At 65.4% G+C, this 12,072-nt stretch carries 11 protein-coding genes; 9 read left to right on the top strand and 2 right to left on the bottom strand.

Annotated elements, in window-relative coordinates; all coding sequences use genetic code 11:
- Positions 1-9: 9 nt before the first annotated feature.
- The 4 genes from ACVWW6_RS08635 to ACVWW6_RS08620 all read left to right on the top strand — a co-directional run bounded on the left by ACVWW6_RS08635 (position 10) and on the right by ACVWW6_RS08620 (position 5,449).
- Entirely contained in the window at positions 10-2,673 is a 2,664-nt protein-coding gene (locus tag ACVWW6_RS08635; protein WP_456680527.1) for a bifunctional diguanylate cyclase/phosphodiesterase, read from the top strand.
- A gap of 279 nt (positions 2,674-2,952) precedes the next feature.
- Positions 2,953-3,231: a 30S ribosomal protein S21 gene (gene rpsU, locus ACVWW6_RS08630; protein ID WP_011083197.1), complete on the top strand. Its 279-nt coding sequence runs from the start codon at positions 2,953-2,955 to the stop codon at positions 3,229-3,231.
- A gap of 103 nt (positions 3,232-3,334) precedes the next feature.
- Positions 3,335-3,595 carry a hypothetical protein gene (locus tag ACVWW6_RS08625; RefSeq protein WP_038967442.1) on the top strand — a complete coding sequence of 87 codons (261 nt, stop codon included), beginning with the start codon at positions 3,335-3,337 and terminating at the stop codon, positions 3,593-3,595.
- A 159-nt stretch (positions 3,596-3,754) separates the two neighbouring features.
- Positions 3,755-5,449 carry a GMC family oxidoreductase gene (locus ACVWW6_RS08620; protein ID WP_456680526.1) on the top strand — a complete coding sequence of 565 codons (1,695 nt, stop codon included), beginning with the start codon at positions 3,755-3,757 and terminating at the stop codon, positions 5,447-5,449.
- A gap of 120 nt (positions 5,450-5,569) precedes the next feature.
- On the opposite strand, the gene ACVWW6_RS08615 is transcribed toward ACVWW6_RS08620, so the two are convergent.
- Positions 5,570-5,692, bottom strand: coding sequence for a hypothetical protein (locus tag ACVWW6_RS08615; protein WP_256380414.1), 123 nt, complete (start codon positions 5,690-5,692; stop codon positions 5,570-5,572).
- Between the two features lie 312 nt (positions 5,693-6,004).
- Here ACVWW6_RS08615 and ACVWW6_RS08610 point away from each other — a divergent pair, with 312 nt between their 5' ends.
- The 4 genes from ACVWW6_RS08610 (at position 6,005) to ACVWW6_RS08595 (ending at position 8,748) form a co-directional block, all read left to right on the top strand.
- Positions 6,005-6,142 carry a hypothetical protein gene (locus ACVWW6_RS08610; RefSeq protein ID WP_156149861.1) on the top strand — a complete coding sequence of 46 codons (138 nt, stop codon included), beginning with the start codon at positions 6,005-6,007 and terminating at the stop codon, positions 6,140-6,142.
- Positions 6,143-6,276: 134 nt separating this feature from the next.
- The gene (locus ACVWW6_RS08605) at positions 6,277-7,395 is read left to right on the top strand and encodes a lactonase family protein (protein ID WP_456680525.1); all 1,119 of its coding nucleotides are present in this window, start codon (positions 6,277-6,279) and stop codon (positions 7,393-7,395) included.
- A gap of 68 nt (positions 7,396-7,463) precedes the next feature.
- Entirely contained in the window at positions 7,464-7,634 is a 171-nt protein-coding gene (locus ACVWW6_RS08600; RefSeq protein WP_165448133.1) for a hypothetical protein, read from the top strand.
- A 223-nt stretch (positions 7,635-7,857) separates the two neighbouring features.
- Entirely contained in the window at positions 7,858-8,748 is an 891-nt protein-coding gene (locus ACVWW6_RS08595; protein WP_028175680.1) for an efflux RND transporter periplasmic adaptor subunit, read from the top strand.
- Positions 8,749-8,984: 236 nt separating this feature from the next.
- On the opposite strand, the gene ACVWW6_RS08590 is transcribed toward ACVWW6_RS08595, so the two are convergent.
- Complete coding sequence (locus ACVWW6_RS08590; protein ID WP_011083202.1) at positions 8,985-9,833, bottom strand: caspase family protein; 849 nt, start codon at positions 9,831-9,833, stop codon at positions 8,985-8,987.
- 422 nt (positions 9,834-10,255) lie between these two features.
- On the opposite strand from ACVWW6_RS08590, the gene ACVWW6_RS08585 reads away from it, so the two are divergent.
- Entirely contained in the window at positions 10,256-11,983 is a 1,728-nt protein-coding gene (locus ACVWW6_RS08585; protein WP_456680524.1) for a hypothetical protein, read from the top strand.
- Positions 11,984-12,072 lie beyond the last annotated feature (89 nt).

Here is a 12,072-nt window from a genome sequence, read left to right as displayed (position 1 = left end):
GAGGGCTGGATGGGCACATCGATCCGATGGACCGCGCGGATGCGCGCGCTGCTGCGCCGTTGGCGCGGGGCGCCGCTGACATGGCTGATCGTCGGCGGCTTCGTGCTGATGGCTGCAACCGCCATCGGCACCGCGCTCACCGTCGATCGCTTCCGGCAGAATGCGATCGAGAGCGGCCGCGACAGCCTGGAGAGTGCCGTCCGCCTGCTGGCCCGCCATTTCGACCGCGAGTTCGCGGATTTCGCGGTGCTCCAGAAGAGCGTCATCGCCGAGCTCGAAAGCCACGGCATCGCCTCCACCGACGTCTTCCGCAGCGAGATGGGCACCCTCGCCATGCACGAGGCGTTGCGCGCAAAAGCCAGCGGCTGGTCCGACGTCGCCGGCGCCAATGTGTTCGACGCCAACGGCGCGCTCATCAACTCGTCGCGGCGCTGGCCGGTCGCCGACATCTCGGTCGCCGACCGCGGCTATTTCAACCGCCTCAAATCCGACCCGACCTCGCAGGAGGAGATCGAGGTCGTGCCCGGACGGTTCGGCAACGGACCGGCGATCGTGTTCGCGCGGCGCGTCTCCGGCCCCCATGGCGAATTCCTCGGCATGGTCTCGCGCGCGATCACGCCCGACCAGCTCGAATCCTTCTTTGCCTCGACGGGGCTCGGCGACGATTCCTCGATCGCGATGCACCACCAGAACGGCCAGCTGCTTGCGCGCATTCCGCATGTCGACGCGATGATCGGGCAGAACTACCACACCGGCTCCCCCGAGCAGAAAGCCGTGTTCGAGCGCACCTTCGTCACGATGCAGCTCGCGAGCCCGATCGACGGCAAGGACCGCATCGTCGCCTCCCGCCTCCTGACCGGCGCGCCGCTGGTGATCGTTGCGACCAGGTCGCTGGACGCGACGCTCGCCACCTGGCGCACGCAAACGAAATTCTTCGTCACCGTGGCCGTGCTGTCGATCGGCCTGCTCGTCCTGACGCTGTTCCTGATCTTCCGCCAGATGACCCGCCGGCTCTCGCTGGAGAAGCAGCGGCTCGACACCGCGCTGAACACCATGACGCAGGGCCTTCTGATGTTCGACCAGGACGAGCGGCTGATCGTCTGCAACCGGCGCTACATCGAGATGTACCACCTGTCCGCCGACGTGGTGAAGCCCGGGGCCTATTTCCGCGACGTCATCCAGCATCGCCACGACACCGGGTCGTTCGACGGCGACGTCGATTCCTATTGCGACGGCATTTTGAGCAGTGTCGGACGGACCCAGAGCGCGATCGTCGAGACCGCCGACAGCCGCCTGATCGAGATCAAGAACCAGCCCGGCGCCGCCGGCGGCTGGCTTGCCACCCATGACGACGTCACCGAGCGCATCCGCGCCGACGAACGCATCGCGCATATGGCGCATTACGACGCGCTGACCGACCTGCCCAATCGCGTGCTGATGCGCGGCCATCTGGAACGCCGCGTGGCGGAGCTTGCCGAGGGCAAGCCGTTCGCGATCCTCTATATCGACGTCGACGAGTTCAAGGGCGTCAACGATTCGCTCGGACACGAGGTCGGCGACGAGCTGCTGCGCCAGGTCGCGAACCGCCTGCGCGCCTGCGTCAGCGGCAACGACCTCGTCGCGCGGCTGGGCGGCGACGAATTCGCCATCGTCAAGGCCGGCACCAGCGACCAGGCCGAGCTGACGGCGCTGGCGGAAACGATCCTCAACGCATTGCGTGCGCCCGTGAACTGCAAGGGCCAGGAGGTTCCGACCGATGCCAGCATCGGCATCGCGATCGCGCCCGACCACGGCGACAATCTCGACGACCTGCTCAAGCGCGCCGACCTGGCGATGTATGCCGCCAAATCCGAGGGCCGCCGCACCTTCCGCGTCTTCGTGCCCGAATACGACGCCAAGGCGCGGCTGCGCCGGCAGCTGGAGCTCGATCTGCGGCAGGCGCTCGCGCGCGGCGAGTTCGAGGTGCACTATCAGCCGCTGGTCGACCTCGCGGCCAATGTCGTGACCGGCTGCGAGGCGCTGCTGCGCTGGCACCATCCGGAGCGCGGCATGGTCTCGCCCGCCGACTTCATTCCGGTCGCGGAAGACACCGGACTGATCGGCGAGATCGGCGAATGGGTGCTCAAGCAGGCCTGCACGGAGGCGGCCTCCTGGCCGGGCGATATCCACATCGCCGTCAACGTCTCGCCGGTGCAGTTCCGCTCCAAGACGCTGGCGCTCAAGGTCGCCGCCGCGCTTGCCGAATCGGGCCTGGCGCCCGGGCGGCTCGAGCTCGAGGTCACCGAAACCGTCCTCATTCGCGACGACGAGGAGGCGCTGACGATCCTCCAGCAGTTGCGCGAGCTCGGCGTGCGCATCGCGCTCGACGATTTCGGCACCGGCTATTCGTCGCTGAGCTATCTGCACCGCTTCCCCTTCGACAAGATCAAGATCGACCGCAGCTTCATCAGCGACATCGGCGAGCCCGAGGACTCCTCTCCGATCGTCCAGGCCGTGGTGCACATGGCCGCCGCCCGCCGCATGGCGACGACGGCCGAAGGCGTCGAGACCGAGGCGCAGCGCGAGGTGCTGCGCCAGCTCGGATGCAGCCAGATGCAGGGCTGGCTGTTCAGCCCGGCCGTCCCGGCCGCGAAGCTGAAGCGGTTGCTGTCGGCGCAGGCGGCCGCGGCTTAAGCGCCGTTTGCGCAGGCGATGACGGTGAAAACACCTCTCGCGCGGCCCGGAATAGGCTTCAGGTGGCGAATTGACGCGCACGGCGGCCTTATCGATTGACACGGCGGCCCGGGAGTGTTCACGTCGTCCCCGAACTGTATCGCGGCGACAAGCAGCTCGCGTGTTCGAGGCCGGCGCTGAAGATCGCCGTCACTGTCATCCTCACGATCGCAATGAAGCTCCTGCGCAATCGGCTGCGTGCAGGACTGCCGTATTTCGCAGCCGGACGAGGAGACACAATTGCAGGTACTTGTTCGCGACAACAATGTCGACCAGGCGCTTCGTGTCCTGAAGAAGAAGATGCAGCGCGAGGGCGTGTTTCGGGAAATGAAACAGCGGCGCTCCTATGAGAAGCCGTCGGAGAGAAAGACGCGCGAAAAATCCGAGGCCATTCGCCGCGCCCGCAAGCTCGCTCGCAAGCAGGCGATCAGGGAAGGCTTGCTGCCGGCGCCGCCGAAAAAGAAGCTTCCGGAGCGCAAGCCGCCGCTGCCGCAGACCGCTGCCAGGCCCGCGGGCTGAAACGGCGGCACGACAACACCGTGAGACCGACCGGGCAATGAGAACAGGCCGGCATCGTTGCTGAGCATCTTGTATCCGGGAAGATGGTCCATATCTCATCGGCATGATGAAGCTCACACTCGTCCAGGACCAGGCTATCCAGGCGCTCATGGCAGGCATCGTCGGCGCCGAGACGTTCGATCGCGTCTTCGCGGGCATCCGCTTCGACAATATCGAGGGCACGATGCTCTACGCATTCGCCGGGAACGCGGAGGTCGCGTCCGACATCGAGGACAGCTACTCGCCCTACATCGCCGCGGTCGCATCGCAGGTGCTGGACAAGCAGGTGGACGTCGTCATCGTGATGCCGAAAGTGCTGCAATAGGGTTCATCGAGCGAGACGGCGCACACCCGCCGTCCGTCTCGCCCCGCGGCATCGTCCCACCCTGCAGACCTCATGGCGCCACCAACAAAAGCCGTGGCGTGACCTCGAAATAAATCCGCGCTAACCTCTTGAGCACAAGAACAAGAGGAAACGCCAATCGTGTACGACTACATTATCGTGGGCGGCGGCTCGGCGGGGTCCGTGCTGGCCCACCGGCTCTCCGCAAAGAGTGCCAACAAGGTCCTGCTCTGCGAAGCCGGACAGGACACACCACCCGGCAACGAGCCGGCCGAGATCAGGGACAGCTATCCGGGCACGGCCTATTTCGATCCGCGCTTCCACTGGACGGAATTGAAGGTCACGACGCAGGTCGTCAGCCACAACAATCCGAACGAAGCGCGTCCGCCCTTGCGCAAATACGAGCAGGCGCGCGTGCTCGGCGGCGGCTCGTCGATCAACGGCCAGATGGCCAACCGCGGCGCGCCGACCGACTACGACGAATGGGATGCGCGCGGCGCCGAGGGGTGGACGTGGAACGACGTGCTGCCGTTCTTCAAGAAGGTCGAGCGCGACCTCGATTTCGACGGCCCGTATCACGGCAAGGACGGCCGGATCCCGGTGCGCCGGATTCCGCGGGAGCACTGGACACGGCATTCGCAGGCCTTCGCCGATGCCTTCCAGCAGGCCGGTCATCAATTCGTGGCGGACCAGAACGGCGAGTTCGTCGACGGCTATTTCGCGGTGACGCACTCCAACCAGGCCGAGCAGCGCGTCTCCGCCGCGATGGGCTATCTCGATCGCGACACCCGCAAGCGCGCCAACCTCACGATCTCCACCAACACGCAAGTTCGGGAGCTGCTGTTCGAAGGCACGCAATGCGTCGGCGTGAAGGCCAGGGTCGACGGGCGGGAGCAGGAATTCCGCGGACGCGAGATCATTCTCTCCAGCGGCGCCATCCATTCGCCGGCGCATCTGCTCCGCGCCGGTATCGGCCCGGTCGGCCACCTCAAGGACATGGGGATTCCCGTGCTGACGGGCTTGCCGGGCGTCGGCCAGCGCCTGATGGATCATCCCTCGATTTCGCTGTCGTCCTTTGTCCGCCGCGGCGCGCGCATGAACGAGCATACCAGGCGCCACATGCAGCTTGGCCTGCGTTATTCGTCCGGGCTGTCAGGGGTGCCGAAGGGCGACATGTTCGTCGTCGTGCTCAGCAAATCGGCCTGGCACGCGGTCGGCGCGCAAATCGGCTCGCTGCTGACCTTCGTCAACAAGACCTATTCCGAGACCGGACAGGTCAAGCTTGCCTCGCGCGACCCTTCCGCAGAGCCGATCGTCGAGTTCAACCTGCTGTCGGACCGGCGCGACCTCGATCGGCTGATGAGCGGCTTCCGCAAGATGGCGGCGGTGCAGATGAGCGAAATCGTCAGGAAGGTGACGGACAAGCCGTTCCCGGCCGCCTATACCGACAAGGTCCGCAAGATCGGCGTGGTCAACACCGGGAACAAGATCCTGACCAGAGTCGCGGCGGCGCTCATGGACGGGCCGGCGGCGCTGCGTCACTATCTGATCGACAATTTCGTGGTCGAAGGCTTCACCTTCGATGACGTGATCAACGACGACGAGGCGCTTGAAGCCTTCGTGCGCAAGGCGACCATCGGCGTGTGGCACGCCTCGTGCTCATGCCGCATGGGCCGGGCCGACGATCCGATGGCGGTGGTCGACAACCAGGGCCGCGTCAGGGGTGTCCAGGGTCTGCGGGTCGTCGACGCCTCGATCTTCCCGGTGGTGCCATGCGCCAACACCAACTTTCCGGTGCTGATGTCGGCAGAGAAGATCGCTGCAACCATGCAGTGAGCGATCCCGGCGGGACGAGGTCCGGAAGCGGAGGCGAGTCCAAACCGGACCTCGGACCGCAGACGTCGCCCTCGGGCGAAGCCGGCGATCGGGGAACAGCATCCCGGTCGGGACGAAAGTTCACATCAGCCGTTTGGCCGCGTGCACTTCGACGAACTCGGCGTCGGGATGCGTGACGATGGTGGCGAACATGATGCCGCTGATGATCAGCGACCAGGCGGTGTCCCAATAAATCCAAAACACGTGCCAGCCTCCGTTTTGGCGTCCTCCGCCCGCGAGATCAGGGGTAACGGCGGGAAGGGGGCTGCCGTTCCCTAGCGATCATGTGGCCCTGCGGCCTGAGATGGAGCAGAGGAAGCGCAGCGCTGTTCAAGTTTGTCGGAGAGACCTTGCGATCGGTTTAACCGGTGTGGCGCTTTGCCACGACATCCTCATCCCGCGGACCCTTTCATCCCCTTGGGCTGTGAACGAGTTCATAGAGGCGCGGCCGTTTGCAGTGCACGATGGTTCGCACGCGCCCCGGCGCATCGAACATTCGACCGACGGATTTTCGCCATGCGCAAACGACTCGTCGCCTGGACCATCCTGACCTCGGCATTGCTCGCGGTCGTCGTGTGGACCGTGCTCGGGCCGCCCGACCATCCCGCCGGCCCGAATCTGCACTTCCGCAACCTGACGGCCGCGGTGCGGTAGCCGGCCTTCGGCGCGACGCAACCGATACCATTTCGGCATCGATCGATCTCATTTGGAATTTGGTGCGGCGAGGCGCCTGCCGCTATCCTCTGCGACAAAACGACAATGCCGCACTGGCCCCGAGGAGAACGCCCATGCCGAGACCGACACGCTGCGTCGCATCCAAAACGCCCCGCGCTGCGATCGCCACCACCCTCGCCTTCCTTGCCCTCATTTCGGGAGTTCGCGCCGGCATGGCCGAGACCTTTGCCTATGTCGGCAATGCCGACAGCAACGACATCAGCGTGTTCAAGCTGTCCGAAAGCGGCGAGATGACACCGGTGCAGACCGCCGCCTTCACGGGCGTCGAAAAGCCGGGCTCCTCGACGCCGCTCGCGATCACACCCGACCACCGCGTGCTCATTGCCGGCGTCCGCTCGCAGCCGTTCCAGGCGGTAAGTTTTGCGATCGACCCCAAGACGGGCCAGCTCAGCCATGTCGGCAACGGGCCGCTCGCCGACAGCATGGCGAACATCGCAACCGACCGCGGCGGCAAGGTCCTGTTCAGCGCCTCCTATGGCGGCAACAAGGTCGCGCTGAATCCGCTTTCCGCGAACGGCGTCGTGGGCGAGCCGAAGCAGGTGATCCCGACCGGGCTGAACGCGCACGCCTTCCTGCCCTCGCCCGACAACCGCTTCGTGTTCGCGACCAATCTCGGCTCCGACCAGGTGCTGAGCTTCGCGTTCGACGCCACGACCGGTACGCTCACGCCGAGCGATCCGCCGAACTACAAGGTGCCGGAAAAATCGGGGCCGCGGCACTTCGTGTTCCATCCGAACGGCAAGTTCGTCTATCTCATCCACGAACTGAACGGCGATGTCGCTGCTTTCACCTATGAGGCCAAGAGCGGCGCATGGGACGAGATCCAGCGCACCACCGCACTGGGTTTTAATGGGAAACCCTGGGCCGCCGACATCCACATCACCCCGGACGGGCGCTTCCTCTACGCCTCCGAGCGCACGACCAATACGCTCACCGCCTACAAGGTCGATGCGGCCAGCGGCAAGCTGACCACGGTCGGCAGCGTGCCGACCGAGAAGCAGCCGCGCGGCTTCAACATCGATCCGTCCAGCCGCTACCTCGCCGCGGTCGGCGAGCTGTCCGACGGCATGACGATCTATGCCATCGACCAGAGCAGCGGCGCGCTCAGCAAGCTGAAATCCTACCCCACCGGCAAGAAGCCGAACTGGGTGGAGTTCCTGAGCCTGCCGTGAGGGGCCGCGGCCGGCCTAAGTAATCATCCGTAATTTCAAAGTCCGGGGCTTTTCATCATATGACGGTCATGGACCGTCATATTGTCTTCAAGTGCCCCCAGACCGGCATGAACGTGCAGCATCGGCTTGGCGACGAGCCGGCCGACCGCACGCACGTGTCCGTACCCTGCCCGGCCTGCACGCGACTGCATCTGATCGACCGTTCCTCCGGCAAGCTGCTCGGCGATCGCCGAAGCTGACCGGCAGCCAGGCAGAACCGTCGCACCCTATCTCGAACCACGAGCTGTGCGGCCGCCGCGCCCTGCCCGGCGGCGAGCGAACCTGTTCTCCAATCCCGCGACTAATCAAAGACTTGCCGCGGCAGCCCGGGCGGCGCGGCATCCCGCTTTGGGACAACGCTGCCGTAGTCCTTGCCGCTGCCATCTGCTATCGATTGGAGGCATAGCCCCCGTGGAATTTCCGATGCGCCATTTGCCCCGTGCCGCTGTTCGAGCCCTGTTTCCCGCAACCATCGCCGCAGTGCTCGTCTTCGGCCAATATCCGGCCGGAGCCGCCGATGACGACGCGCCCAAGGGGCCGGCCGTCACGGTGCTGAAGGTCGCAAAATCCTGCTTCTCCGACATCGTCGAGGCCACCGGCACAATCATCGCGCGCGAGGAGACCTCGGTGCGGCCCGAACGTCCTGGCCTGAAGGTAACGGAAGTGCTGGCGGAAGCCGGCGAGACCACCACCGCCGGCCAGGTGCTGGCGCGCCTCGCGCTGCCCGAAGGCGGCACGCTTCAGGTCACCGCGCCGGTCGCGGGTGTGATCGCCACCTCGACCGCGCAGATCGGCAACCTCGCCTCGGCCAAGGGCGAGGCACTGTTCACGATCGTGGCGCGCAGCGAATACGATCTCGTCGGCCTCGTGGCGACGACCGACATGCGCAAGCTCGCAGTCAATCAGCAGGCGACCGTGCGTATCGCCGGCGCCGGCGACATCGACGGCAAGGTGCGCCGCATCGGGCCGACCGTCGAGCCGAACATCCAGCAGGGCATGGTCTATATCGGCATCTCCTCGCAGAAGCGGCTGCTGCTGAATGCGAGCGGGCGCGCGCTGATCAAGACCGGGCAGAGCTGCAACGTCGCGGTGCCGCTGACCTCCGTGCAATATTCGTCCGCCGGCACCGTGGTGCAGGTGATCCGCCGCAACCGCGTCGAGACCAAGCGCGTCGAGATCGGCTTGATGTCGGGCGGCAATATCGAGGTCCGCGACGGCCTCAACGAAGGCGACGTCGTCGTCGCCCGCGCCGGCGCGCTGCTCCGCGAAGGCGATCCCGTGCGCCCGGTGATGGCCGCGGAAGCGGCGAAGTAGCAGCCACGATCGTCATTGCGAGGAGCTCTTGCGACGAAGCAATCCAGAGTCTTTCCGCGGAAAGATTCTGGATTGCTTCGCTGCGCTCGCAATGACGGTGTAGGGGCAGATGTGCGTTACACACGCGTATCGTAGGCTGGATTAGCCGAAGGCGTAATCCACCTCTTTGCTTTCCGCTCTGAGAGAGAAGCGGCGGATTACGCTTCGCTAATCCACCCTACAATCGCCGGGAAAAACTAGCCGCCGGCTTCGCCGAAATGGACGTCTTCGAGCAGCGAGGAGGAGACGGTCGGGACCTGGTCGCCTTCGGAGGCGCGGGAGATGGCGACGCGGGTCTTGTTGAAGGCGCTTTCGGCGCTGCCCTGCGCAGCGAGGTTGCCGAGCAACTCGCTCACCAGCACGCTGTGCTCGCCCTTGCCGTCGTCGACGACCTTGCCGGGCGAAGCGGAGGAGAGGATCAGCGCATTGTCGGGCGCGCTGATCGGCGCGAGGCCGTGGCTGTAGGAGCGGAAGCGGCGCTCGTAGGGGTTACGGCGGGAGGCATCGACAACGACGAGCTTGGCCTTGGCGCCCTGCTCCTTCATCATGTCGAGCACGCCGTCGATGGAGACGCCCTGGCGGCGGACGTCGCTTTCCTTCCAGATCACGGCGTCGATCGGCAGCATGTAGCTCTGGCGGCCGGCCTGCACGCCGTAGCCGCCGAAGAACAGCATGACGACGGTGTCGCGCTTGATCCGGGACTTCAGGCGGTTGACGGCGCGGACCATGTCGTCCTTGGTCGCGTCCTCCACCATGTCGACGTCAAAGCCGTTCTTGCGCAGGGTCGAGGACAGCGCGCGGGCGTCGTTGATCGACTGCGTCAGCGGCGCGTTGGCGTCGGGATAATGTCCATTGCCGATGACGAGCGCGAGCCGGGAGGCCTGGCCGATCGACCCGGTGACCTGGTCGGTCGTAACAGCCTTGGCGGCATCGAGCGCGCGCATGTTGAGGGCAGCATGGGCGCCGATCACGAGCGAGACCGTGCCGATGAGGGCTGCGGCCACCGCAATCGTGCGTCGGGAAATGTCGAGCTGCCTTACATTCATCTCGCTTCATTCCTGTCAGTGCCAAAGACCGGCCACGCGCGCGCATACAGGTTGAGTAGCGCGATAGCGTCTTTAGGTTTGAGGGATTGGCCGGGGGAGTGCCCCCGAATTGCGCGCAATTTGCGGCGCCGCACCAAACAAACCTTTAACGGGATATAGGGTGCCCCGCAATAGATTGCCCAAAATTTGAGCTAAGCCGCTGAAGATGTTAGTTAATTACCTGACCTGGATTTCTCCGTTTTTGGTATCCCCGTAGCCTTCCGGGCTCTGATCATGCAGCCCTCGTGCCGACTTTTTCCGTGACTGCCATCACATTTGTTTTTCCTGCGAATCCGGGTAGCTTTTTCAAAGACTTGCAGGGGTGGTGCGCAGATGGGAGCGCACCGGCCGTCCCCGACCAAGGCCCCGCGACCAGGTATTTCATGAGCTTTCATTATTTTGCCGGCGCCGCCTGCCGGGCGCTGACGGCGCGGAAGGACGGCCCCTCGCTTTACGACGTCTGCGATCCCGTATTGTCAGGCCCCGCCAGCGGCGATCCGCATCTGGCCAAATTCTACAAGACCGCGCTCGGCAATCCCGCGCTGCGGGTGCTGCTCCGGCGGGCCGGGCTGCCCGAGTTGCGCAACGAGGCCAAGCTCACCCGGCTGCGCGAGGCACTCACCCGCGCCCGCGACGAGGCCGAGCCGGACTGGGCGGCGGTCGGCGAGCCCGTCGCCGAACTCGTCGACAGCATCACGCTCGACCATCCGAAGCCGCCGCCGGCGCTGTTCGTCGGCGCCATGCCGCAGGCTTCACAGATCGACGGCGTGATCCGCGACTGCGCGCAGCATCTGCTCGGCTCGTACCGCAAGAACGGTTTCCTGCCGACCTATGCCGCCTTCAACCTGATCGGCGACCCTGATTTCCGCGGACGCGAGCTGACCATGGCGCTCACCGGGTTGAACGCGCGCGGCTACAAGAACTCCTCACTGCTGTTCAATCTCGCCCGCGTCTTCATCGCGCGCTCGAAGGCAGCCGCCGTGGTCAATCCGCCCTGGACCGGCATCGCCGAGCCGATGTGGGAGCCGGTGCAGATCCGCCACCGCTCGGCCTATTACGATGCGTTCTTCATTGAAGCGCTGCTCAGCTTCGTCGAGACCGGGCTCGCTTCACCGGCCGACAAGACGGCGGCAGAGCGCGCCATCGCCGACATGGTCGATTTCTGCGTCAACATCAGCCGCGAGGAGGTCGAGGGCACCGACGGTGCGCGCTTCAACGTCATCACCGCGCTCGCGCCCGCACCGCATCCGCGCTTTTCCCGCTTCTTCGCCCAGATCAAGCAGGATCTCGGCTTCGGCGTCTATGTGCCGGACTGCGACACCACGGCCTGCTCGATCTCGGCGGCGACGCAGGCGGGCTGCACTGATCCGATCATCGACCAGCCGCTGCTGGATTTCTACAGCAGTTACCAGGTGCGCGCCGGCGTCAACGAGCCGCGCGTGACCGTGCCGCTCAATGACAATATCGACTACGAGGGCGGGGTCGCGACCTGGATCGACAATCTCAGGGGCGAACGGCCCTACGGCAACGATCTCGATCCGACGCTCAATCTCGACATTCTAGAGGTCAGCTTCCGCAACCTCGTGCGCTGGAAGATTCTGGAGACGCCGGCCCGGCTTGCGACCGTGCATCGCATCATCGGCTTCCAGAAGCGGCTCGCGGCCAGCGGCGCCTTCGCCAATCCGCGCTCGCACATCTATTACCTGCCGGAACTCTACAGCGCCTATTTCGGCCGCTGCTATGCCGCCTTCCTCGCGCTGCCGCTGGCGGCGCAGGCGACGATCGATCCGGACGGCGACTTCGATTTCATCCGCCACCGCGTGCTCTCCTACGTCAAGGGCGAGCTGATGGCCGCCGAGATGAACGTGTTCGACGCGGCACTCGCCCTGATCGCGCTCGGCCATCTCGGCGCCGACCCGCGGGCCTTCGCGCCGGCGCTGAATGTCATCGTCGCGAGTCTGGGCGAAGGCGGCCGCCGCGGCCCGTTCGGCGCCTATGAATGGAACAAGATGAAGACACCGACGCGGATCCTGGTGGGCGGACCGGAGGTGACGTCGGCGTTCGTGCTGATGGCGCTGGCGGTGGCGAAGCGGGCGATGGCGCGGGGGTAACGTGTCTTCCCCCTCCAGGGGAGGGTAAGTGGCGTCCACGACAATGACGGGAAGTTGAAAGCTTAATCGTTAGGCAAGCGCTGGCCGGG

This window comes from Bradyrhizobium sp. USDA 3311, from assembly GCF_054062495.1.
This window is presented reverse-complemented; position numbering and strand designations above follow the sequence as displayed.